Annotated in this window: 24 protein-coding genes and 1 tRNA gene; 8 read left to right on the top strand and 17 right to left on the bottom strand. The window is 37.2% G+C overall.

Annotated features, from left to right (window positions below):
• From AN34_RS07785 to atpD, 15 genes are all read right to left on the bottom strand, one after another.
• Entirely contained in the window at positions 1-1,494 is a 1,494-nt protein-coding gene (locus AN34_RS07785) for an ATP-binding cassette domain-containing protein (RefSeq protein WP_036676793.1), read from the bottom strand.
• 114 nt (positions 1,495-1,608) lie between these two features.
• Positions 1,609-2,190, bottom strand: coding sequence for a 3-isopropylmalate dehydratase small subunit (gene leuD / locus AN34_RS07780; RefSeq protein ID WP_029284000.1), 582 nt, complete (start codon positions 2,188-2,190; stop codon positions 1,609-1,611).
• 62 nt (positions 2,191-2,252) lie between these two features.
• The gene (locus AN34_RS07775; protein ID WP_029283994.1) at positions 2,253-2,939 is read right to left on the bottom strand and encodes a class I SAM-dependent methyltransferase; all 687 of its coding nucleotides are present in this window, start codon (positions 2,937-2,939) and stop codon (positions 2,253-2,255) included.
• A 123-nt stretch (positions 2,940-3,062) separates the two neighbouring features.
• Positions 3,063-3,353 (bottom strand): antibiotic biosynthesis monooxygenase, encoded by a 291-nt coding sequence (locus tag AN34_RS07770; protein ID WP_029283993.1) that lies wholly within the window; start codon positions 3,351-3,353, stop codon positions 3,063-3,065.
• A 72-nt stretch (positions 3,354-3,425) separates the two neighbouring features.
• Positions 3,426-4,832: a 3-isopropylmalate dehydratase large subunit gene (leuC, locus tag AN34_RS07765; RefSeq protein WP_029283992.1), complete on the bottom strand. Its 1,407-nt coding sequence runs from the start codon at positions 4,830-4,832 to the stop codon at positions 3,426-3,428.
• Between the two features lie 57 nt (positions 4,833-4,889).
• Positions 4,890-6,371, bottom strand: coding sequence for a ketol-acid reductoisomerase (ilvC, locus tag AN34_RS07760; protein ID WP_029283991.1), 1,482 nt, complete (start codon positions 6,369-6,371; stop codon positions 4,890-4,892).
• 43 nt (positions 6,372-6,414) lie between these two features.
• Positions 6,415-6,876 (bottom strand): DinB family protein, encoded by a 462-nt coding sequence (locus AN34_RS07755; protein ID WP_029283990.1) that lies wholly within the window; start codon positions 6,874-6,876, stop codon positions 6,415-6,417.
• Positions 6,877-6,992: 116 nt separating this feature from the next.
• On the bottom strand, positions 6,993-7,631 hold the full coding sequence (gene ilvN, locus AN34_RS07750) for an acetolactate synthase small subunit (protein WP_051666327.1): 639 nt from the start codon (positions 7,629-7,631) through the stop codon (positions 6,993-6,995).
• Positions 7,632-7,766: 135 nt separating this feature from the next.
• Positions 7,767-9,518 (bottom strand): biosynthetic-type acetolactate synthase large subunit, encoded by a 1,752-nt coding sequence (gene ilvB / locus AN34_RS07745; RefSeq protein WP_029283984.1) that lies wholly within the window; start codon positions 9,516-9,518, stop codon positions 7,767-7,769.
• A gap of 21 nt (positions 9,519-9,539) precedes the next feature.
• Positions 9,540-10,097 (bottom strand): ORF6N domain-containing protein, encoded by a 558-nt coding sequence (locus tag AN34_RS07740; RefSeq protein WP_029283982.1) that lies wholly within the window; start codon positions 10,095-10,097, stop codon positions 9,540-9,542.
• A 74-nt stretch (positions 10,098-10,171) separates the two neighbouring features.
• A complete protein-coding gene (gene ilvD, locus AN34_RS07735; protein ID WP_029283980.1) occupies positions 10,172-11,854 on the bottom strand; it encodes a dihydroxy-acid dehydratase in 1,683 nt (560 codons plus the stop codon).
• Between the two features lie 56 nt (positions 11,855-11,910).
• Entirely contained in the window at positions 11,911-12,489 is a 579-nt protein-coding gene (locus tag AN34_RS07730) for an O-methyltransferase (RefSeq protein ID WP_029283972.1), read from the bottom strand.
• Positions 12,490-12,547: 58 nt separating this feature from the next.
• Complete coding sequence (locus AN34_RS07725) at positions 12,548-13,438, bottom strand: aminotransferase class IV (RefSeq protein WP_029283970.1); 891 nt, start codon at positions 13,436-13,438, stop codon at positions 12,548-12,550.
• 638 nt (positions 13,439-14,076) lie between these two features.
• Positions 14,077-14,322 (bottom strand): ATP synthase F1 subunit epsilon, encoded by a 246-nt coding sequence (gene atpC / locus AN34_RS07720; protein ID WP_029283968.1) that lies wholly within the window; start codon positions 14,320-14,322, stop codon positions 14,077-14,079.
• A gap of 85 nt (positions 14,323-14,407) precedes the next feature.
• Entirely contained in the window at positions 14,408-15,910 is a 1,503-nt protein-coding gene (gene atpD / locus AN34_RS07715) for a F0F1 ATP synthase subunit beta (RefSeq protein ID WP_029283967.1), read from the bottom strand.
• A gap of 160 nt (positions 15,911-16,070) precedes the next feature.
• Here atpD and AN34_RS07710 point away from each other — a divergent pair, with 160 nt between their 5' ends.
• The 5 genes from AN34_RS07710 (at position 16,071) to obgE (ending at position 19,926) form a co-directional block, all read left to right on the top strand.
• Positions 16,071-16,985: an NAD(P)-dependent oxidoreductase gene (locus AN34_RS07710; RefSeq protein WP_029283966.1), complete on the top strand. Its 915-nt coding sequence runs from the start codon at positions 16,071-16,073 to the stop codon at positions 16,983-16,985.
• 144 nt (positions 16,986-17,129) lie between these two features.
• A complete protein-coding gene (locus tag AN34_RS07705; RefSeq protein WP_029283965.1) occupies positions 17,130-17,594 on the top strand; it encodes a redoxin domain-containing protein in 465 nt (154 codons plus the stop codon).
• Positions 17,595-17,694: 100 nt separating this feature from the next.
• Positions 17,695-17,768 (top strand) — tRNA-Arg (locus AN34_RS07700).
• A 425-nt stretch (positions 17,769-18,193) separates the two neighbouring features.
• Positions 18,194-18,763, top strand: coding sequence for an adenylate kinase (locus AN34_RS07695; RefSeq protein ID WP_029283963.1), 570 nt, complete (start codon positions 18,194-18,196; stop codon positions 18,761-18,763).
• A gap of 167 nt (positions 18,764-18,930) precedes the next feature.
• Positions 18,931-19,926: a GTPase ObgE gene (gene obgE / locus AN34_RS07690; RefSeq protein WP_029283962.1), complete on the top strand. Its 996-nt coding sequence runs from the start codon at positions 18,931-18,933 to the stop codon at positions 19,924-19,926.
• On the opposite strand, the gene AN34_RS07685 is transcribed toward obgE, so the two are convergent.
• Complete coding sequence (locus tag AN34_RS07685) at positions 19,927-20,667, bottom strand: YdcF family protein (RefSeq protein ID WP_029283961.1); 741 nt, start codon at positions 20,665-20,667, stop codon at positions 19,927-19,929.
• A gap of 55 nt (positions 20,668-20,722) precedes the next feature.
• Positions 20,723-21,088 carry a YtxH domain-containing protein gene (locus tag AN34_RS07680; RefSeq protein ID WP_051666325.1) on the bottom strand — a complete coding sequence of 122 codons (366 nt, stop codon included), beginning with the start codon at positions 21,086-21,088 and terminating at the stop codon, positions 20,723-20,725.
• Between the two features lie 210 nt (positions 21,089-21,298).
• Here AN34_RS07680 and AN34_RS07675 point away from each other — a divergent pair, with 210 nt between their 5' ends.
• The 3 genes from AN34_RS07675 to AN34_RS07665 all read left to right on the top strand — a co-directional run bounded on the left by AN34_RS07675 (position 21,299) and on the right by AN34_RS07665 (position 25,314).
• Positions 21,299-21,679, top strand: coding sequence for an OsmC family protein (locus tag AN34_RS07675; protein ID WP_029283957.1), 381 nt, complete (start codon positions 21,299-21,301; stop codon positions 21,677-21,679).
• 82 nt (positions 21,680-21,761) lie between these two features.
• Complete coding sequence (locus AN34_RS07670) at positions 21,762-23,015, top strand: DUF2130 domain-containing protein (protein WP_029283955.1); 1,254 nt, start codon at positions 21,762-21,764, stop codon at positions 23,013-23,015.
• Positions 23,016-23,178: 163 nt separating this feature from the next.
• Positions 23,179-25,314: a glycoside hydrolase family 97 protein gene (locus AN34_RS07665; protein WP_231625508.1), complete on the top strand. Its 2,136-nt coding sequence runs from the start codon at positions 23,179-23,181 to the stop codon at positions 25,312-25,314.
• Positions 25,315-25,335 lie beyond the last annotated feature (21 nt).

Here is a 25,335-nt window from a genome sequence, read left to right as displayed (position 1 = left end):
CTAGATGGAATTGCTTTGTACCTCGTAATGACGAGTTTTAGTATTTAAACTTTCGACGACTTTTACCTCGCCTTTTTCTAATAATATTCTTTTTTCTATGCAGGTTGGCAGCTGCGATTCAAAATGACCAACGTAAATTAAGGTCATTCCATTACTGCAAAGTGCATCAACCAGTTGGTTAAAATGTTGTGTTTGCTGTAAGTCTAAACCCTGGCAGGGTTCATCCAGAATTAATAATTCCGGATTTTTGATGATGGTCCTCGCCAATAAAACCAGTCGTTGTTTTCCCAGTGGAAGGGTGCTTAATAACTCATCTTTGCTTTCCGTTAAACCAAAATATTTAACCAGCTCATTCACCTGTTCACTTTTTGAATAGGGCAGTTGCTGAAATAAACCAACGGTATCATAAAAACCTGAGGCAATGCTTTGCCAAACAGTTGCACTAGGATCAAAATACCAGTGAAACTCAGGTGAAATTAAGCCAATATGTTGTTTAATCTCCCAAATGCTCTCACCACTGCCGCGTCTGTTACCAAATAGATAAAGTTCGTTGGCATACGATTGGGGGTGATCACCATTTACAAGGCTTAATAATGTTGATTTTCCTGAACCATTGTGGCCTTGCAATAACCATTTTTCTCCGGCCTTCACTTCCCAGTTGATGTTTTTCAAAACTTGCTTCTCGCCATAGCTGATGCTTACATCCACCATTTTAACAATATGCTGAGAGGAATAAACTGGAGATTCTTTTAAAAAATCAGGGATTTCTCTAAAATGTTTTTCAGCAGTTGATGGAGTTATTTCATTTGAATCAACTTCAATTAAATGGCCATTTTTGATTTCAGCAAAGCGATTGATGGAAGCAGGTAATTCTGAATCATTACTGATTAAAATTAATTTAACGCCTTCAGCAGAAACGTTATCAAGTAAAATATTCAGATTTTTACGTGATGCGGCATCTAATCCTGTATAGGGTTGATCGATGATTAGCAATTGGGGTTTTAACCAAAGGGCTTTAACCAATTGCAGTTTTTTATGTTCGCCGCTCGATAATTCTATTAATTGTGAACTGGCGAACGAAGAAAAATTTAAGGATTCTAAAATAGGTTCTACCTGATCGAAATGAAGTCCTTTTTCTTTGCCATAACTCACTAATTCTGCATGAACCGTTAGGGTGTCTTTTGCCTGCTGGCTGGTATAACGCTGCTGGTAATAAAAGTTTGCAACGCCCTCCAGGTTTTTAAATTGGTACCAGCTTTCTACAAATAAAACTGTGGCAGGTAAAGGACTATTAGTATCAAAATTGATTTTCACCTCTCCAATTCCACTTAATTGACCAGCTATTATTTTAGCCAGAGAAGTTTTACCACTGCCACTTTCACCAAATAAAACATAATTATCGCCCGTATTGATCTTCCAGTTCAAATCCCTTAACACCGATTTTTGTTGGTATTTTAGGTTTAAATTCTGAATACTGACGAAACACTCTTTCATATTTTTCCTGCGGTTTGATTACACAATGAGGTGATTACACTGATTTTGTACGATTGTGCTCGCTTTAATCTTTCTGCTTTTAGCTTTAATCTTTCTGCTTTAGCCTTTCAGCTTTTATTTTGTTTCAAATTCCTCAATCAGGCTTTTCTGATTCAGGATGAAGTCTATATCATCATAACCATTAATTAAGCATGATTTTTTGTAAGGGTTAATCTCGAAAGATTCCTGTATGCCATTTTCGATAATGGTTACTGTTTGGTTTTCCAAATCAACCTCTAATGGGGATGTAGCATTGTGATCAACTGCTTTAAAGATCTGGGCTAAAAACTCTTCACTTACCTGAATAGGCAACAGTCCATTGTTTAGCGCATTTCCTTTAAAAATATCAGCAAAGAAACTGCTGATCACTGCATCGAAACCTGCATCCTGGATGGCCCATGCGGCATGCTCACGACTACTTCCACAACCAAAGTTTTTACCGGCAACCAAAATTTTTCCGCTATAAGTCGGATCGTTTAAAACGAAATCAGCTTTTGGTTGGTTATCGTTTTCATAACGCCAGTCGCGGAACAAGTTTTCGCCAAAACCCTCACGAGTGGTCGCTTTTAAAAACCTTGCAGGAATAATCTGGTCGGTATCAATGTTCTCGATGTTTAAAGGCACTACTGCCGATGTTAATTTTGTGAATTTTTTCATTTCGTTGGTATCAAGTAGCTAGTATCAAGTATAAAGACCTGCATACCGCCTTATCGTAATGTTTATTTATTTGCGGCAAAAACTACAAAATTGTAATATTGATAATAACAGTTTGCATTTTGTAGTCCTGCATTTTCAAGCCATTCTAACTGCGGTTTCAAAGGCGCCATGATGTCAATTTTAATCCGTTCGAAAGCGCTTTGTTTTTCTTCTTCCGTTAAATCCGGATGCTGTGCCACATGATTTTTCCAGTTTTCTGTGTAAATCCTTTCTGCCAGATCTGTTTCACCCAAAACCTGGTCGGCATTGATAAACCAACCACCTGGTTTCAGTGTTTTAGCAATCTTATTAAAAAGCTGTTGTTTTAATTCATTTGGCAAATGGTGTATCGCTAAGCCCGAAACCACCAAATCGTAAGCATTTTCAGGTAAATCTACTGTAGCAAAATCAGCATTTAAAAAACTGATGTTTTCATTTCCATCGAAACGTTCTTCTGCTTTTTTTAGCATAGCTGAAGAAATATCAACCAATGTGATTTTTGCATCTGGGTACTTTTCATTGAAAAATGCACTCATCAAACCGGTTCCGGCACCAACATCTAAAATATTTTTTACACTCGAAACTTCCTCCGATAGGGTTAAAGCGGTTCCATAAAAATCATTGAAACAAGGTATAAGGAATTGCCTTTGCCTGTCGTACTTTTCAGAAACAGCATTGAACTGATTTTGTATTTCTTGTAATGTTTCCATTTTTGTTTTTTTGTCGTCATTGCGAGGTACGAAGCAATCTCTCTTATATAATAGATTGCTTCGTGCCTCGCAATGACAATTTGGTTATGGGTTTTTGCTTACCTTACACCTTTTACCTTTAAGCTACCCCACCTCAGTATAATGTTCAACCGTTGGAAAAGGCTCATAAAAATGATGTAGTAACTTTTTCCAATCCTGGTATGCTGCCGAACCTCTAAAACCTTCGGTATGCGCTTCCAATGTTTTCCAGTTTACAAGCAAAATATATTTGTCAGCCTCTTCAATACATTTCTTTAATTGATGGGAAATATAACCTTCCCTTGTAGAAATGATTTTTTGGGCTTCACTAAAGGCTTTTTCAAAATCAGCAGATAAACCAGCTTTTACATTTAATATCGCAACTTCTAAAATCATACACTTAGGTTTATGACGAATAGGTTAGGCACTTTGCAAATGCTTTCACCTTTCACCTTTAGTCTTTCAGCTTTAAACTTTCTCCAGCATTTCCCTTACATCCGTAATCACACCTGTTACAGCAGCTGCAGCAGCCGTTAGCGGACTGGCCAATAGTGTGCGGGCATTTTGTCCTTGTCTACCTTCAAAGTTTCTGTTCGACGTAGACACACAGTACTTACCTGCCGGGATTTTGTCTTCGTTCATACCTAAACAGGCACTGCAACCTGGTTCGCGTAACTGGAAACCTGCTGCTTCAAAAATCCGATCTAAACCTTCATTTTTAGCCTGTTGTTCCACTTGTTTTGAACCTGGAACAATCCAAACCGTTACGTTATCTGCCTTGCGTTTATCTTTAACGAAATCTGCTACTTCGCGTAAATCTTCAATGCGAGAATTGGTACAACTTCCAATGAAAACATAATCAACTGGTTTCCCAATTAAAGCGGCATCATCGTCAAAGCCCATGTAATCCAACGCCTTTTGATAAGAAAGTTTTTCTTTTTCTGGTTGTGTGTTAGTTGCCGGAATATGTTCCTGGATGCCCATGCCCATTCCGGGGTTGGTTCCATAAGTAATCATTGGGGCAATATCTGCGGCATCAAAAGTGAGTACGCTATCGAATTTTGCATCAGCATCGCTGTATAAAGTTTTCCAGTAGGCCAATGATTTGTCCCACTCTTCACCTGCTGGCGCAAATTCTCTTCCTTTAATGTAATCGAAGGTGGTTTGGTCTGGTGCAATCAATCCGCCTCTGGCACCCATTTCAATACTCATGTTGCAAATGGTCATACGGGCTTCCATACTTAAAGCTTCGATTGCCGAACCTGCGTATTCTATGAAATAACCTGTTCCACCAGCTGCAGAAATTTGTGCAATAATGTATAGGATGATATCTTTTGCGCCAACACCTTTTCCAAGTTCTCCGTTTACTTCAATTTTCATGGTTTTAGGTTTCGATTGCAATAAACATTGTGTTGCAAAAACCTGCTCTACCTGTGAGGTGCCTATACCGAAAGCAATTGCCCCGAAAGCACCATGTGTAGAAGTGTGACTATCGCCACAAACCATTGTTTTTCCGGGTAAAGTAATGCCTAATTCAGGTCCGATGACGTGAACAATACCTTGAAACGGATGACCTAAGCCATATAATTCAATCCCAAATTCTGCACAATTTTTAGTGAGCATATCCACCTGGTAGCGGGAAAGCTCTTCTTTAATTGGCAATAACTGGTTTAAGGTTGGTACATTATGATCAGCCGTAGCAACCGTTTGTTTCGGGCGTAAAACAGGTAGCCCTCTTTTACGCAAACCATCAAAAGCCTGCGGAGAGGTTACCTCGTGTATTAAGTGTGTATCAATGTATAAAATATCAGGAAATCCTTCGTCACTTTTTACAACGTGAGCATCCCAAATTTTTTCTACTAAAGTTTTTGACATCTTGTTATATTTTGTAAACCTTCTAGGTTTTTTAAAACCTAGAAGGTTTGAGTTTTATTATGCAGTCTTAATGGCCTTCATCGCAGTCATCGCTTTACGCAAAGTAGCGCCAATTTGTTCTACTTCGTGTGTGCGGATGGCCTCATTCACATCAATCAGTTTTCTATTATCTACAGCGCCATCTTTACCTTCGTTAAAGTTTTTACCAACTAAATCAGTATCTACCTTTTTCATGAAATCAGCCAATAACGGTTTACAAGCCTGATCGAATAAATAACAGCCATATTCTGCAGTATCAGAAATTACGCGGTTCATTTCGAATAATTTCTTACGGGCAATGGTGTTGGCAATAAGTGGTGTTTCGTGTAGTGACTCATAGTAGGCCGATTCTGGTTTGATCCCTGCCTGTACCATGGTTTCGAAAGCCAATTCCACACCGGCACGAACAAAGGCAACCATCAATAAATAGTTGTCGAAATATTCCTGCTCACCAATTTTAACATCACCAGCAGGTGTTTTTTCAAAAGCCGTTTCGCCGGTTTCAGCTCTCCATTTCAATAAGTTTTTATCACCAGCAGCCCAATCTTCCATCATCGTGCGGCTAAATTCGCCACTCATAATATCATCCTGGTGTTTTTGAAACAACGGACGCATGATGTCTTTCAGTTCTTCCGAAATTTCAAAAGCTTTGATTTTAGCAACATTGCTCAAACGGTCCATCATCGCAGTAATTCCACCTTGCTTTAATGCTTCAGTAATTACCTCAACGCCATATTGAACGAGTTTAGAAGCATAACCAGCATCGATTCCTTTTTCGACCATTTTATCGAATGATAGGATAGAACCTGTTTGCAACAATCCACAAAGGATGGTTTGCTCGCCCATTAAATCAGATTTAACCTCAGCAACGAAAGATGATTTTAATACACCTGCTCTATGACCACCTGTACCTACGCAATAAGCTTTAGCTTGTGCCAAGCCTTTACCTTGAGGATCGTTTTCAGGGTGTACAGCAATTAAAGTTGGCACACCAAAACCACGCACATATTCTGCTCTTACCTCACTGCCCGGGCATTTAGGAGCCACCATGATTACGGTTAAATCTTTACGGATTTGCATGCCTTCTTCCACGATGTTGAAGCCATGTGAATATAATAATGTAGCACCATCTTTCATTAATGGCATAATGGCATTTACTACCGCGGTATGTTGTTTATCAGGTGTAAGGTTAATAACTACATCAGCAGTTGGGATTAATTCTTCGTAAGTGCCTACAGTAAAATTGTTTTCCGTTGCATTTTTCCATGAATCTCTTTTGCCTTCAATCGCCTCTTTGCGCAACGTGTAGCTTACATCTAAACCACTATCTCTTAAATTTAAACCCTGGTTTAAGCCTTGTGCGCCGCAACCAACAATTACCAGTTTTTTGCCTTTTAAAGCGCTAACGCCATCTAAAAATTCGTTGCTATCCATGAAATCGCAAACACCAAGTTGGTTTAATTTTTCTCTAAGAGGTAATGTGTTAAAATAATTTGACATCGTTTTATTGGTTAATTTCTATTTATTATCGGTTTATGTTCTATTATATTAGTTTTTTCAGTGCCAAAGCGTATCCGAAATGTACATTATCATGGCCAACTGTGGTTGTCAATACTTCCTCAATACTTTTCAGTTCTGCACCATAAGTGGAAGTTACAAAAGGAGTAATGCTGGAGAAATGACCATTGGTATAATCTTCTTTTATCTTTCCTATACTTTCTAAAGCTAACTTTTTTAACTCTGCTACTTCTTGTTCAGTTACGGTGTAGGTTGGCCGTGTATCTTTCTTGTAAAATTCATTAAACTTTACAGCGTTGGTATCTGTCAAAATCCCTGTACGTACGTAGCAAAGCGTTTGTGTGCTCACTACAATGTGACCGAAGTTCCAAATGATATTATTATTGTATCCATCTGGAATTTTATTCAATTGTTCGATAGATAAGCTGTCTATCAATTGAATAAATGCTTGGCGTGAGTTAATTATAAATTCAAATATTTCGTTCATTGTTGTTTCTTTTTCATCATTACCAAGCTGGAATGGTGTGTTCCGAAGCAATCTATTTTGATTCATCTAATAAGATTGCTTCGTTGTTCCTCCTCGCAATGACGATTTTGGTATGATTACATGGTGAAAATCTTCTCGCCTTTATCCAAAAACTCGTTCTCAACCAATTCTTCTCCAGGTTCAAAAGCTTCAAATTCTTTCAACTTTTCGTGGAAGCCTGCACTGTCTTTAATAATGGCTACTCTTGCGGAACGTACAAACTCAATCAGCTCATAAGGTTCCAGTGCTTTCACCAAAGCATCGGTTTCTTCTCTATGGCCAGTTACGGCAAAAACCGTATAATCTTTACGGATCACTACTGCACTCGCGCCGTATTGTCTTAATAAACGCTCAACCGTTACTTTTTCCGCAATTTCATCTGTAGACACTTTGTATAGTGCCAATTCCTGCCAGATAATTTCCTCATTAGTGTTGAAATAAACTTTCAATACTTCGATTTGCTTTTCAATCTGGCGGGCAAGCTTCCTCACCACTTCGTAACTTTCTGTAATTACGATATTGAAACGGTGAATCCCATCAATTTCAGATGGAGAAGTGTTCAGGCTTTCGATATTGATCTTCCTTTTGGAAAAAATAATTGCAATCCTGTTTAATAAACCAATTCGATTTTCAGCATAAACGGTGATTGTATATTCCTGCTTTCCTTCGAAATCGGCTTTTGTTATTGTATGTTCTAATGTATTTTCAGTACTCATGATAATTTCTTTTTAGTTTCGTCATTTCAACCTTGTGGAGAAATCTTTGTAACTGTATGTTCAAAGTTCTCTCCGTTTTGCTGCGCTCTAGTCGAGATGAAGATTGCGCGATCCAAAAGGCTTTAGTCTTTCAGCTTACTTCAACCTAATTTCGCTTACACTCATTCCTTGAGGAACCATAGGAAAAACGTTGTTTTCTCTTCCTACCATTACTTCTAATAGATAAGAACCATCATGGTTGATCATCGTTTCTAACGCTTTTCTCAAGTTAGCACGTTCATCAACTTTATCAGCCTCAATGTAATACGCTTTAGCTAAAGCCACAAAATCAGGACTGGTAATATTCACAAATGAATAACGCTTATCATGAAATAATTGTTGCCATTGGCGAACCATTCCTAAGAAACGGTTGTTCAAAATCAGGATTTTAACAGCTGCCCCGAATTGCATAATGGTACCCAATTCCTGTGGCGTCATCTGGAAGCCACCATCACCAATAATCGCTATTACCGTTTTCTCAGGAGCGCCATATTTAGCACCAATTGCTGCGGGTAATCCAAAACCCATTGTGCCTAAGCCTCCAGAGGTAATGTTACTGCGGGTATTGTTAAATTTTGCATAGCGGCAGGCCACCATTTGGTGCTGACCAACATCGGTTACAATTACGGCATCGCCGCCGCAAATCTCATTGATGTTACGCAATACTTCACCCATAGTCATTTCATCACTTGTTGGATAAAGTTCTGGTGTAATTACCTGGTCAATTTCCTGTTGGTTATAATCTCTAAATCTAGCTAACCAGTCTTCATGTTTATTTTCATTAACCACGTTGGTTAATAAAGGTAAGGTTTCCTTGCAATCGCCCCAAACGCCAACATCTGCCTTAACATTTTTGTCTATTTCTGCTGGGTCAATATCTAAATGAATAACCTTTGCCTGTTTTGCATATTTATCTAAACGACCCGTTACCCGGTCATCGAAACGCATGCCAATCGCAATTAAAACATCACATTCATTGGTTAAAACGTTCGGTCCGTAGTTACCATGCATTCCTAGCATTCCAACGTTTAATGAGTGTGAAGTAGGAATTGCACCGTCACCTAATATGGTCCACGCAGCAGGAATTCCACTTTTCTCAATAAAGGTCTTAAATTCATTTTCTGCTTTCCCTAAAATAACACCCTGGCCAAATAAAATAAAAGGTTTTTTAGCTGAGTTAATTAATGCAGCGGCTTGCTCAATATATTCTACCCTTACTTTTGGTTTTGGGCGATAGGAACGGATATGATTGCATTTCACATATGCTGGAAATTCCTCCACCTGCAACTGTGCATTTTTAGTGATATCAATTAAAACGGGGCCTGGTCTACCGCTTTTAGCAATGTAAAATGCTTTGGCTAAAACCTCAGGAATTTCTTTTGCATCAGTAACCTGGTAATTCCACTTGGTAACTGGTGTAGTAATATTGATTACATCAGTTTCCTGGAAAGCATCAGTACCTAATAGATGTGCAAAAACCTGTCCTGTGATACAAACAAGAGGAGTGCTATCAATCTGAGCATCAGCTAAACCTGTTACTAAATTAGTTGCACCTGGTCCGCTAGTGGCAAAACACACCCCAACTTTACCGCTGGTTCTGGCAAAACCTTGGGCTGCATGAATACCACCTTGCTCATGGCGTACTAAAATATGCTGTAATTTCTCTGCATAATCGTATAGTGCATCATATATAGGCATAATTGCTCCACCAGGATAGCCGAAAATGGTCGTTACGCCTTCTTCAATCAGTCCATTCAAAAGCATCTGCGACCCTGTTCCTTTGAATAAAGTTTTTGAGGTTTCTGCTTTTGCCTCTGGTTGTTGTATTGTATCTTGTGCAGTTTCCATAATTATGTTTTTGCGGTTCTATTATTCTTTAATTTTAAACCCAATTCTATTTCTGTCTTTCCACTTCAATTGAGCTATTTTCTCATCAAGTAAATTGTCCATTGCATCATAAAGCTCATTCAGTTGAACATCATGTTCCCCAATCCGTTCTTTAAATTCGATGAGGTGTTCGTTGATATTACTTTGTTTAAGCAAAATCCGCCTTATATCTACAAAGGCTCTCATGATTGCAATGTTCATGTTTATCGCCTTTTCACTTTTTAAAACACCACTTAGCATCGCTACACCTTGTTCTGTAAAAGCATAAGGCATTTTTCTCGTACCACCCCAACTTGAAGTCACAATTTGTGACTTCAAGTTGGGGTTATTTGTCGTCACAATTTGCGACCGGATATTTTCCCATTCAAGCGAAGTTAATTGAAACATAAAATCTTCAGGAAAACGATTTATATTACGTTTTACTGCCTGATTCAATACTTTTGTTTCCACTTCATAAAGAGATGCCAGATCAAAATCTAACATTACCCTTTCATCCCTGATTGTATAAATTCTACTTTCAATGCTCTTGATAATTTGCATGTTGTATTCATTTTAATATCAATTTTAGTCGGGATGACTGTTTTTTTTACCTTCCCCATTCAAGGGTAAGGAGGTTAATACTCGTCAGTTACGCAACCACTTGCCGCGTCTGAAACTGTTTTAGCATATTTATATAAAACACCTTTTGTTACTTTTAATGCTGGCTGAACATATTTTTTTCTTCGCTCGGCGATCACTTCTTCACTTACCTGCAAACTGATGATGTTGTTTACTGCATCAATCAAAATGCGATCTTCATCTTCAACCAGGCCAATTAAGCCTCCTCTGTAAGATTCTGGCGTGATATGCCCCACCACAAAACCGTGTGTGCCTCCAGAGAAACGGCCATCAGTAATCAATGCTACCGATTTACCTAAACCTGCTCCAATAATTGCTGATGTCGGTTTTAGCATTTCCGGCATACCTGGTGCGCCAACTGGTCCGGAGTTTTTAATTACAATCACATCTCCTGGTTGAACACGACCACTGGAAATACCAGCAATTAAATCATGTTCACCATCAAATACACGTGCCGGACCTTCAAATTTTTCGCCTTCTTTGCCCGAAATTTTAGCTACCGAACCTTTTTCTGCTAAGTTTCCATAAAGGATCTGTAAATGGCCAGTTGCTTTGATCGGTTCATTTAACTTCTGGATGATTTTCTGATCATAATCCATAATTGATTTTACATCAGCCAGGTTTTCAGCCATTGTTTTGCCGGTTACCGTTAAGCAATCGCCATGCAATAAACCTTCATTCAGTAAGTATTTCAATACTGCAGGGATGCCACCATATTGGTGTAAATCTTGCATCAGGTATTTCCCACTCGGCTTAAAGTCAGCTAATACTGGTGTTACATCACTCATTTTCTGGAAATCATCCTGAGTAATTTCCACGCCGATTGCTTTACCCATTGCAATGAAATGTAATACAGCATTGGTACTTCCGCCCAAGATGATGATCGAACGAATGGCATTTTCAAATGCCTTTCTTGTCATGATATCAGATGGTTTAATATCTTTTTCTAATAAAATTTTGATGTATTTACCAGCATCTAAACACTCTTGTTTTTTCTCCGGACTTATTGCTGGATTAGAAGAGGAGTAAGGCAAACTCATTCCTAAAGCTTCAATTGCCGAAGCCATCGTATTGGCAGTGTACATCCCGCCACATGCCCCTGCACCAGGACAAGTATGTTTAATGATCCCCTGATAATCTTCTTCTGAAAGATTACCGCAAATTTTTTGCCCCAAAGCTTCGAAAGCAGAAACAATATTTAATTCTTCTCCTTTATAATGCCCTGGAGCAATTGTTCCACCATAAACCATAATTGATGGACGGTCTAAGCGGGCCATGGCCATAATTGCGCCTGGCATATTTTTATCGCAACCTGGTATAGAAATAATACCATCATAATATTGCCCTCCGCAAATGGTTTCAATGCTGTCTGCAATAACATCGCGACTAACCAAAGAGTAGCGCATTCCGTCGGTACCGTTACTCATTCCATCACTTACACCAATCGTATTAAAAACCAAGCCCACTAAATCATTTTTCCAAACCCCAGCTTTAACATCTTTTGCAAGATCGTTAAGGTGCATATTGCAGGTGTTACCATCATAACCCATACTCGCAATACCAACCTGTGCCTTTGCCATATCCGCATCGGTTAAACCGATTCCATAAAGCATGGCTTGCGCCGCTGGTTGTGTAGGGTCTTGTGTAAATGTTTTACTGTACTTATTTAATTCGCTCATTGTTTAAAATGTATATTCTGGTTCTGTTAGTTATTCTTTTGAAGTAAAATATTTTATTACTTCTTTACTCCGATTACAATTCCTGTTGCCCAAACTTGTTTGGTCAGGTACAAATCTTCGTGAGATTCTAATTCTTTAATTAACCTAATCGCCTTGTCCTGATGTCCTTCAGGCCAATTGGGCTGAGGAAGCATATCATCAATAATATAAAGTCCTCCTGTATTGAGCATTTCAATTGCTTCATCTAAAAGCAAATACTTTCCATGCCAGGTATCAGCAAAAATGTAATCAAACTTTTTATCCTTACTTTTTTGTATCCATTCACCACCATCAGTTAAAACTAAAGTTAAGCGGTTATCATTTCCCAAATACTTGTTTGCAATGTTTAAAAACTTATCATCTGCATCAATAGATATTAATGATGATTTTTCATCCATTCCATCTAATATCCATGATGTAGATAAACCCGTTCCGGTTCCTAATTCTAAAAAATTACCTGAAGGTTTAGTAGCGGCAAGCGTTCTGAGCAATGAGCAGGTTAACACATCAGATGCCATATCAAAGCCAGATGCTTTGGTTGCACTATCTATGTTAAGATAGGCTATAGGGAATTGATAGTTAATCTCGTTGGTCATCTACTTTTTCTACTTAAGCAATTACTAATTTGTTCATGTTATGGACTCTTAACCCTGACTATATAATAACTTCATAATTTACTTTTTCAAGCACAAGGTTCTTGTATGCACGTTGTATGGTATACCCGATAGATTCTCTCCATAAACTACGGAATACAATATCATCTACAGAGGCGATACCTGCAACTTCAGTAGCTGTTCCACACAAGAACGCACTATCTGCTTGCCTTAAATCTTCGATAGTCAATTTTTTTTCTATGCATTCAATATCAAGCACCGTACATAATTCTTTAACTGTTGCCCTTGTTATTCCTGGTAAAATGTTTCCTGGAGATGGCGTGTAAAGTTTACCATCTTTTTCGATGAAAATATTAGCACCTGAAGCTTCGGCGATAAAGCCATGCATATCTAAAAGTAGGGCTTCATCATAGCCTTTAATGTTAGCAGCAGTGGTGGCTAAAATGGAATTTACATAATTGCCGCTCAATTTAGCTTCCATTGGAGTCGATTTTGGGTTTGGTCTTTCGTAATCAGAAATGGTTAGTTTTAATAACTTATTACCTGAATAAGCATCCCAATCCCAGGCACAAATCAAAATTGATACTCCGCTTGGTTCATTCAGCTTCATATTAGGGTGACAAAAAACTAATGGACGGATATAAGCATCTTTAAGTTTATTTAGTGTAAGTAGCTTATAAGTTTCTTTGATCAAATCATGTTTATCCCATGGAAATGGAATATTGGCCAGCTGACAAGAGCGCTCTAAACGATCAAAGTGAGCGGCGGCTTTAAAAATACGGTTTCCATTGTGGGTTTTATAGGCTCTTATACCTTCAAAAGCAGCATAGCCATAATGTAGCGACTGTCCATATAAATCAGTACTGCTATCTACAGCTTTCTCAAACCGCCCATCAAGGTAAATAATTGTATTAGAATTGTAGTATTTCATAATACCATGTTTTGTTATTTAAAAAAAGCGTCCTGTTTGTATCAGGACGCTTTAAGTATATTTAGTTTTTTTAATCTAATTAAAAGCTGTCCGTTTTCTTCGTAAGTAAAATATTTAGAAGTAGCAGGTTTAGAATAATGACAGGTAACAATACTACATTTACTGCAAAATTTGCAGCAGTGTTATTTAAAAAAGTATTGATTTGAATTGCCATTGGTTTCTGATTCTTTATAAATACCAATTTAGTTTTTGGTCTACTAATAAACAAGAGAAATCGAAAAAAAATAAAATCAGAATATAATTCTTCTTTGTTATTTAATTTCAGAATATAATTCCATTTATTGGTGAAGACACTGATTTAATATGGGTGATGGTAGACTGAATATCAAAACGGTATATAGTATGTTTGTTATGCTAGCATTATAAATAATATGATTTTCTTCGTGAAAATGGACATTTGTTGTATAAAATTGAAAATTTACAGCTGTATTAATTCTAATTAGGGAATAAATACTATTATCTAATTTATATGTTTTCTTAAACTTTATTTCATAATTGTTTGATTAACAAAAAAGCCTTTCCGAAATTAATCGAAAAGGCTTTTATTAACTTGCCAAAACAAATTCAGCGTATTTTTATTAAGCAATACCTTCTGCCAAAACAACAATTTTATTGTGGATGGCTTCAACTACGCCACCTTTAATAAAGAAACGTTGTTCATCAGTTTTACCTGCTTTTATAATAACTTCTCCATCTTCCAAAGTTGAGATGATCGGCGCATGATCTTTTAAAATTTGAAAAGAACCTAAAGTACCTGGAACCGTAACGGCTGTTACTTCACCTTCGAAGACTTTTTTATCCGGAGTTAATATTTCTAAATTCATTTTTATAGATTTGAGTAACAAGTATCTAGTATCAGGTATCAAGATAAGGTTTCAAATCTTGATACTTAATACTCAAATCTTGATACTAGTTCGCTTCTGCTAATAATTTTTTACCTTTTTCGATGGCATCTTCAATGCTACCAACTAAGTTAAAAGCAGCTTCAGGATATTCATCTACTTCACCATCCATAATCATGTTAAATCCTTTGATGGTATCTTTAATATCAACCAATACACCTTTTAAGCCTGTGAACTGCTCAGCTACGTGGAAAGGTTGGGATAAGAAACGTTGAACACGACGAGCTCTTGATACGACTAATTTATCTTCTTCAGATAATTCATCCATACCTAAAATCGCGATGATATCTTGTAATTCTTTATAACGTTGTAAAGTTTCTTTAACGCGCTGTGCGGTGTTGTAATGCTCATCACCTAAAACAGCAGGAGAAAGGATACGTGAAGTAGAATCCAATGGATCTACTGCAGGATAAATACCTAACTCAGCAATTTTACGTGAAAGTACAGTAGTAGCATCTAAGTGGGCAAATGTTGTTGCCGGTGCAGGGTCAGTTAAATCATCTGCAGGTACATATACCGCTTGTACGGATGTAATTGAACCGCGTTTAGTTGATGTAATACGCTCTTGCATTAAACCCATTTCAGTTGCCAATGTTGGTTGGTAACCTACCGCAGATGGCATACGACCTAATAGTGCAGATACCTCAGAACCTGCCTGAGTGAAACGGAAGATATTATCTACGAAGAAAAGGATATCTTTTCCAGCGCCTTCACCATCACCATCACGGAAATATTCCGCAACTGTTAATCCTGATAAAGCTACACGAGCACGTGCACCAGGAGGCTCGTTCATTTGACCGAAAACCAATGTTGCTTTAGATTCTTTTAATTTTTCAGTGTCAACGGCTTTCAAATCCCATCCACCTTTTTCCATGGAATGTAAGAAATCATCACCATAGTTAATTACACCAGATTCGATAAACTCACGAAGTAAATCGTTACCCTCACGAGTACGCTCACCTACACCTGCGAATACTGATAAACCAGCATAAGCCTTAGCGATGTTGTTTACCAACTCCATAATTAATACCGTTTTACCTACACCAGCACCACCGAATAAACCGATTTTACCACCTTTTGCATAAGGCTCTAATAAATCGATTACTTTAATACCTGTAAAAAGTACTTCAGTTTCGGTTGATAAATCTTCAAACTTAGGAGGAGTAGCATGAATAGGGCGGCCACCTGTTTTGTCAACAGCAGTAATACCATCAATGGCTTCACCAACTACGTTAAATAAACGGCCTTTAATTTGGTCGCCCACTGGCATTTTAATCGCAGAACCAGTGTCAAGTACACTCATTCCTCGAACTAAACCATCTGTAGAGTCCATTGAGATTGCACGTACACGATCTTCACCTAAGTGTTGTTGAACTTCTAAAACAATTTTTTGTCCATTTTCTTTCGTTATCTCTAACGCATCAAAAATTTTAGGTAGATGGGCATCATCAGCAAAGCTAACGTCAACCACTGGGCCGATAATTTGTGCTATTTTTCCTAAGTTAGGCATATCTGTTGTGAGTAAATTTATTACAGTCAATGAATTAAAGCCGTTTGTAAGGGCTCCAATTCGGTTGGCAAAGTTAAGTTATTATTAGTAAATTTTAAATATATATTGGAAATTTTTCCAACAGCGTTTTAATCGTAATTTTAGCGCATCAAAAAATCAAATGAAAACCATTTTAGTAACAGGAAGCAACGGTCTTTTAGGACAGAAAATCACGGAAAAAGTTTTAGCTGAAGGGCGTGTGAAATTAATTGCAACTTCTAAAGGTATAAACCGATATCCCTTTGGCGAAGGTTATGAATATATCGAAATGGATATTCTTGATAACGATCGAGTAAAACAAGTTATTTTAACATATCTGCCTGATGCTATTGTTCATACTGCGGCAATGACTAATGTTGATACCAGTGAAGAAAATAAGGAATTGTGTTATGCATTAAATGTGAAGGCCACACAAAATCTCGTATCGCTTTGTGAAGAATACCAGATTCATTTTATACATTTAAGTACCGATTTTATTTTTGACGGTATTAAAGGGCCATATGCTGAAGAAGATGCGCCAAATCCATTAAGCTATTACGGGGAGACAAAACTGCTTGCTGAGCTTGCTGTTAAAGAATCAAAAGCAAACTGGGCAATTTTACGAACGATACTTGTATATGGCATAACTAAGGATATGAGCCGAAGTAATATTGTGCTGTGGGCTAAAGGTGCCTTAGAAAAGGGGTTGCCGATTAATGCCGTAAATGATCAGTGGCGGATGCCTACTTTAGCTGAGGACTTAGCTGATGCCTGCCTTTTGGCAGTTGAAAACAATGCCCGGGGCGTATACCATATTTCTGGTAAGGATGATCTGAGTATTTTGGAGATAGTGAGAAAAGTTGCTGATTACTGGTTGCTTGATCAAACATTAATTTCTGAGATTAGTTCAGAAAACTTAAATCAAAATGCTAAACGACCAGGTAGAACTGGGTTTATTTTGGATAAAGCTATAAAAGATTTAAAATACCATCCGCATAGCTTTGAAGATGGATTGAAAATATTGGACGAGCAGATGAAAAATAGTATGAAAGTATAAAGTAGTTAGTATCAAGACTGTGGTGCTGTGATATTTACTGTTTTAGAAATATTAGGAATTAACAAGAAGCGCCTGACAATAAACTAAATACGAACAACTAAGCAATAAACGGCAAACGAATAGCAAACAAAAACAATTAAACATATGTCACTACAAATTGGCGATCAGGCCCCGGATTTTAAATTATTTAGTTCTGATTTAACAGAAGTTTCTTTAGCAGCCTTTAAAGGTAAAAAGGTCATCATTCATTTTTTTCCAATGGCTTTCACCGGTACTTGTACCGAGCAACTGTGTACCATGAGAGATAACTTCAGCTTTTATGAAGGGATTAATGCACAAGTATTAGGCGTTTCTGTTGACTCGCCGTTTTCTTTAGCGAAGTTTAAAGAAGTACAAAGTTATCAGTTCCCGTTATTATCTGATTTTAATAAGGAAGTATCAGAAGCATACGGTGCTTTTTACCCTGAATTTGTATTTGGATTAAAAGGTGTATCTAAAAGAGCGGCGTTTGTTATTAATGAAGAAGGAAAAATCGCTTATGCAGAAGTTTTGGAAGATGCTGGCAAATTGCCTGATTTTAAAGCAATTGACGATGCTGTAAAAGCCTAAAGATAGATCTTCTGAATATAATTTGAGATTTTTTTTGAAAATTAATTGGAAATTAAAATCTCAAATTATACCTTTGCAGTCCGTTAACGATACGGAAAATGCATTTGTAGCTCAATTGGATAGAGCATCTCACTACGGATGAGAAGGTTTGGGGTTCGAATCCCTACAAGTGCACAGAAAGAGGATTTCAAATTGAAGTCCTCTTTTTTTGTTTAAAATCCATATTTTTCTGCTCTATTAACATTTGAGATATTCTTTAAAGAAAAAGAAGAGGCTTTTAATCTTGATATGATGTTGCAATAATATTTATTTAACATTAAGCATAATTTAGTCTTTTTTAAGGGATAGTTCGCTTAAAAAGACATGAAAAATTCTCTTGATGCCGATAGGTATGATATGAAATTTCAATAATCCATTAAAATAGTTTAGATAGAATTTAAACTATTGGGTTTTTAAATAAATTTTGAATAATAAATACCATCTAAATTAATAATTATATATTTGCAGCCTTGAAAGGCAATACTTTATATTTCACTTTCATGTTGTATAGCCATAGGAATAAGGCTTTTTTATTTTTAAAGATAACCTAAACCACGTTAATGCTTAATTTAGTTCTCTTTGGCCCTCCAGGGGCGGGTAAAGGCACCCAATCTGAAAAACTGATTGCAAAATATCAGTTAGTACATGTTTCAACAGGCGATCTTTTTAGAGCACACGTAAAAGGAGAAACAGAATTAGGAAAAAAAGTTAGTCAATTGTTAGCTGATGGCGAATTGGTTCCTGATGCGATTACAATAGCCATGCTTGAAGAAGAAGTGGATAAAAATCCTGATGCGAAAGGATTTGTATTTGATGGATTTCCACGTACAGTTCCACAAGCAAAAGAACTTGATTTATTTTTGGAGCGTAAAGGCAGCAATATTGCTGGTGTAATTGCTTTAGATGTTGATCAGGTAGAGTTAACCAAACGTATTGCGGAACGCCATAAAGTAAGTGGCAGACCTGATGATGATGCGGAAAAATTAAAAAAACGTATTTCAGAATACTTTGAAAAAACGATTCATGTTTTGCCTTATTATGAGGAGCAAGGAAAGTTAAAAAAAGTAAATGGAATTGGCGATATAGAAAAAGTTTATAGTGATCTTTGCGCAGTAATTGATCAGTTCTAAATAATTAAATTTTAAAATATAACATCCGCAAAAAAAGCATTAGTTGTTTTTTGCGGATGTTTGTTTTTTAGCGATTTTTGTAATTAAAAGTCGCAAGTATAAAAATAGAGTAACAGTTCATCGGCGGTTTTTAAATTTTAAATCGCCATTTTAAATCGTAAATCATTATGTCTCAGGGTTCAAATTTCGTAGATTATGTAAAAATTTGTTGCCGTTCTGGTAAGGGCGGTGCAGGTTCAGCACATTTACATCGTGATATTTTAACATCAATGGGCGGTCCGGATGGCGGCGATGGTGGTCGTGGTGGACATATTACCGTGGTAGGGAATAGCAATATCTGGACATTATTACATTTAAAATACCGCAAGCATATTATTGCAGAAGATGGCTTAGCTGGAGGAAGTTCTCATAAGTTTGGTCGCCAGGGTAAAGATGAAATTCTGGAAGTTCCACTTGGAACGATTGCAAAAGATGCTGAAACCGGAGAAGTACTTTTTGAAATTACGAAGCATGGTGAAACCAAAATTTTAACTGCAGGTGGTAGAGGTGGTCTGGGTAATGCGCACTTTAAAAACTCTGTTCAGCAAACACCTCGTTTTGCACAACCGGGCGAGCAAGGTAAAGAAGTTTGGAATATTCTTGAGCTTAAGGTTTTGGCCGATGTGGGTTTAGTTGGTTTCCCAAATGCAGGTAAGTCTACCTTATTATCTGTAGTTTCTGCAGCCAAGCCTGAAATTGCCGATTATCCTTTTACGACTATTGTACCGAACCTTGGAATTGTAAGTTACCGTGGCGGTAAGTCTTTCGTTATGGCTGATATTCCTGGGATAATTGAGGGCGCATCGAAAGGAAAAGGCTTAGGATACCGTTTCTTACGTCATATCGAACGCAATTCTGTATTGTTGTTCATGGTTCCAGCTGATACCAGTAGATCTATTAAAGAGGAATATGAGATTTTGAAACGTGAACTAGACTCATACAATCCTGAATTGATGCAGAAACCACATATCCTGGCCATCACTAAATCTGATATGTTAGATGAGGAATTAATGAATGAAATAAAGCAGGATTTACCCAACATCCCATCAATTTTTATTTCATCAGTTGCTGAAAAAAATATATTAGAACTGAAAGATTTGTTGTGGAAAGCTATAGATGCTTAGTTAACTTCTGGCATAATCTACTGCGCAACCTACCCATTCCTTTAAAAGTAAATCCCAGTTTGAAAATGCTGCTGCATCAGGGATAATAAAATCAGGCAGGTCGTAATCAGTTTTACCTATAAAATTGGTAGGATAATAATCTATTTTATTAGTTGAAAGTTTATTAAAAATTAGCTTGGTTCTAGGGATGTGCCAGGCGCTAGTAATTACCAGTATTTTCGCATTTGGCACATGTTTTTTAATTAAAGCGAGGCTGTATTTAGCATTTTCAACTGTATTTCTACTCCGATCTTCAATCAAGATAGCAGAATCTGGAATATTCATTTGTTTTAAAAATCCAAGGGTCAAATCTGCTTCTTTTACTGTGGTATCTAAAAGATTTGCACTTCCGCTACTGATTAAAATTTTCTGAATGTTCCCGCCTTTAAATAATTTTAATGCCTGAAAAAGCCTGTCGCCGCTAGCTCCAAGTGCAATCTGATTGGTGCGCTTATTGTAAAATGAATAACCTCCTAAAACAATACCTACATTATACTTTTGATTTTTTGGATAAGCAGCTTCGTAGGTATTTGATACCTTACCTACAATAAAATTATTGGAAAAGAAGAGGAATAGCACAATACCTGTAATCAGTAATTGTCTTTTTCTTTTTTTTGCGAAGAGTACGAAGATTAAGATTACAAATACCCAAACCAAGGGTCTTAAGAAAAATATAAAAATTTTAGAAAAAATAAAAATCATAGATAAGGTTTATTATCGCCTAAAACTATGATTTTTATTTTATCAAATATAAAATTTAGCCTTGACCCTCTTGAACCTGAATATTTTCATGGGCATTTTCCAGCAATTCTTTAATGTCAGATTTTGGCTTTTTTTGTATGGTTTGCTTAAAATGAGGAACTTCATGTTCAACAATATCTTCCTCAATTGCTTCTACGCCAAATACTTTTTCTTTTAACAAATTGTATTTATCCTGGAAACCATAGCGCAAATTTTTTGCTCCACCAGCAATTTTTTCTCGTGTTTCTGCTCCACTATCTGGTGCAAACAAGATACTTACAATTGCACCTGCAGCTAAACCTGCAACTAATGCCAAAGCAATTTGACTGCTGTTGTTCGATTTGTGGTCTAAATATTTTCCGATTAATTTTCTGTATTTCATGGGTTTATGTTTTTAGATGCTATTTATTTGTAAAATTGAGCCAACATAATAAAAAAACAACGAGATCATACTGGTAATATGTTTAATTACCTCGCTCTCATTACTATGCGTTTATGAAAGGAACAATTGCTACCGTAGAATGTTTCAATAAATCTAAATCAGATACCGATAGAATAAAATATTTGGTAAGTTTAGGTAAAAAGCAGACAGATGGTAAAAGCAACGATAAACAAGGAACATTACGCTTGTTCAGTAACAAATGGTTCACACGATATTGTGGTGGATGAGCCTTTTGATTTAGGTGGCACAAATAAAGGTTTTGCGCCTAAAGGATTATTAATGGCATCATTAGCCTCTTGTGTGGCCATTACGCTTAGAATGTATGCTGATCGAAAGGATTGGCCTATAGATAAAATAGAGGTTGTGGTAAATGTAGATACTGAAAATGGTGAAACCGTATTTTTTGAGGAAATAACCTGTACAGGTCAGTTAACTGATGACCAAAAAAGCCGATTGGAAGACATCGCTTCTAAATGTCCGGTGAGTAAGATGCTAACCGTTGGTCATGAGGTAAGATCGAGGGTACTTTAAAAAGGTGCAAAACTCATCTGCTCATTCCTGAAAAGCTTTAATATCTTTGTATAGCTTCAGCTCTTTCTGAAGAAAATTATTTATGGCTACTGAAATTAAATGTCCAAGTTGTGCCCATGTTTTTCCAATGGAAGAAGCAATGGCCGAAGATTACAAAAAGGAACTACGTGAGAAGATGGTCACTTTTACGAAACAAAAGGACGAGGAATTTCAGCGTAAGCTTGCTGCAATGGAGAACGAAAAGCAACTCCAACAAAAAGCCTTTGACATAAAACTTGCTGAAGAAAAAACCAAATTGAAAGATGATTTGGAAGGAAACCTGCGAAAAAGCATTGCTGCTCACTTTGAAACCAAATTACAAATGCTGGAGGGTAATGCAAAGGATAATGAAGAGAAGTTGAAGGTGGCAAGGGAAAAAGAACTGGAATTTTTACGAAGAGAGCAAAGCCTGAAGCTGAAAGAAGAGGAAATGGAATTGGCTTTTCAACGTAAAATGCAGGAGCAGCGTAATGAACTGGTAGAACAGATTCGCAAGCAGGAAGCTGAAAAAAATAGCATTAAGGATACCGAACACCAGTTACGTTTAAGGGAATTAGAAAAACAACTTGATGATCAGAAAAAGCTGGCAGAAGAAATGAAGCGTAAGGCCGAGCAGGGCAGTATGCAGTTGCAGGGCGAGGTTCAGGAATTGATTCTGGAAGAACTTTTGCGTAGCAATTTCCCATTTGATTTAATTGAAGAGGTTGGTAAAGGCGTTCGGGGAGCAGATTGCGTTCAGGTGGTGCGTAACCAGTTTGGCCAGGAATGTGGCAAAATTATTTATGAAAGTAAGCGAACCAAGGATTTTGGCGGAGACTGGATTGAAAAACTGAAAAAAGACATGCGGAGTATGGGGGTTGATGTGGCGGTTATTGTCAGTCAGTGTTACCCAAAAGGCATGAGCAGTTTCGGCCAGCGTGATGGTGTATGGATTTGTTCTTTTGAGGAAGTCAATGCGGTAGCTTATGTGCTTCGTGATGGTATCTTGCGCTTATCAACAGCTATAAAATCACAGGAAAACCGTGGAGATAAAATGCATATGCTTTATGATTACCTCACCGGAGCTGAATTTTCTGAGCAATGGAAAGCCATTCGTGAAGGTTTTATGAGCATGAAACTTTCTATTCAACGTGAACGTGATGCCATGGAACGTTTGTGGAAAGCCCGTGAAAAACAACTGGAAAAGGTATTATTAAATGCAACACATATCCGTGGCTCTATCGAAGGGATTGCAGGGAATGACAGTATTCAGTTAAGCTTAACTGATGACGATGATGAAACTTTGTTACTGGATTAAGTTTTAACATATAATTAATGTAACTGTGTTATGCCATATTTGATAAAATAGTAGTTGGTTTAATAAAATTAACCATATAAGGAATATAAGTGCATTTAAGCTTATATAGACAAAAAAATAATTGCGGCTTGCCACATTCTAAATTGAATAATAAATATATAACGTGAATAAACATCGAAAAAATAAATCTTATAAGCTCTTCATTTTCTTAATACTGATTTGCTTCTCACTATTGGGTTCGGCAGTTTTTGCCCAGGAATTAAAATCACCTGATGCGAATTTAATCGCCAATTTTTCATTAGCTGAGGGTGGCGTACCAACTTATAGCTTGAAATATAAAGGGAAAGATGTAATTAAAACAAGTAAGCTTGGCCTGGAATTAAAAGAAGGCAAATCTTTAATGAATGGCTTTACCATTTCGGATATGAAAACCAGTACCTTCAATGAAACCTGGAAGCCTGTTTGGGGTGAAGTGAAAGAAATAACCAATTATTATAATGAGTTAGCGGTAACCCTTACTCAAAAGGAAACCAACCGATATATTATTGTACGGCTAAGATTATTTAATGATGGTTTAGGTTTCAGATATGAATTTCCAGAGCAGAAAAACCTTGATTATTTCATAATTAAAGAAGAAAAAACACAATTCGCGCTGGCTGGTGATCATAAAACCTTTTGGTTGCCTGGTGATTATGATACCCAGGAGTATAGCACGGTGACTTCAAACTTATCTGAAGTTCGCGGTAAAATGAAAGATGCCGTTACCCCAAATGCATCGCAAACGACTTTCTCTCCAACCGGTTTGCAAACCCCTTTGATGATGAAAAGCAAAGATGGTTTATACATCAATATTCATGAAGCGGCATTAATCAACTATTCTTTAATGTCCTTAAATCTTGATGATAAAAATATGGTTTTAGAATCGTGGTTAACTCCTGATGCCATTGGAGATAAAGGTTATATGCAGGCACCTTGTACATCGCCATGGAGAACGATTATTGTAAGTGATCACGCCGGAGATATTTTAACTTCAAAATTAACGTATAACCTTAATGAGCCGACAAAATTTAAAGATGTATCCTGGATTAAACCAACGAAGTACGTTGGTGTTTGGTGGGAAATGATCACAGGTAAAAGTACCTGGGCTTATAATAATTTAACCAGCGTACAATTGGGTGTAACAGACTATTCAAAGACCAAGCCTAACGGGAAACACGCTGCCAATACCGCACACGTAAAAGAATACATCGATTTTGCGGCTAAGAACGGATTAGATGCTGTTTTAGTAGAAGGATGGAATGAAGGCTGGGAGGATTGGTTTGGCAAAACAAAAGATTATGTTTTCGATTTCGTCACCCCATATCCGGATTTTGATGTGCAGGAATTGCATCGCTATGCAGCTAGCAAAGGCATTAAAATGATTATGCATCACGAAACTTCTTCATCAGTACGTAATTATGAAAGACATTTGGATACCGCTTATAAATTTATGAAAGCCAACGGTTACGATGCTGTAAAAAGTGGTTATGTAGGCAATATGATTCCCCGTGGCGAACATCACTATGGGCAATGGCTAAACAATCATTATTTATATGCCATTCAAAAAGCTGCTGAATATAAAATTATGGTTAATGCGCATGAAGCGGTACGCCCTACTGGTTTGGCTCGTACTTATCCAAATTTGATTGGAAATGAATCTGCCAGAGGAACGGAGTATGAGGCTTTCGGTGGGAATAATGCAGATCACACTACAATTTTACCTTTCACAAGGTTAATTGGCGGTCCGATGGATTATACGCCAGGTATTTTCGAAACTAAAGTGAGTGCTTATAATCCAGAAAATAATTCTTTTGTACACAGTACACTTGCCCGTCAGCTTGCGCTATATGTTACCATGTATAGTCCGTTGCAAATGGCTGCAGATTTACCAGAAACCTATAATAAATATATGGATGCTTTCCAGTTTATTAAAGATGTAGCAGTGGATTGGGATGATACCAAAGTTTTAGAGGCAGAACCTGGAGATTACATCACTTTCGCCCGTAAAGCAAAAGGTAAAAATAACTGGTTTGTTGGCCGTACAAATGATGAAATCGCCCGCACGTCAAAAATAGATTTTGGCTTTTTAGATGCTGGTAAAAAATATACGGCAACCATTTATGCTGATGCAAAGGATGCACACTATGAAAAAAATCCTAAAGCCTACACTATTCGTAAAATGGAAGTAACCAATAAAACGAAGTTAACGCAATATTGCGCACCAGGTGGGGGGTATGCGATTAGCATAATGGCAAAATAAAATAACAAGTTTAACCGTAAA

Origin of the sequence: Pedobacter sp. R20-19, assembly GCF_000708265.2 — a bacterium.
Classification (GTDB): domain Bacteria; phylum Bacteroidota; class Bacteroidia; order Sphingobacteriales; family Sphingobacteriaceae; genus Pedobacter.
Note: the sequence above shows the minus strand (reverse complement) of the source record. Positions and strands in the feature narration are given on the sequence as shown.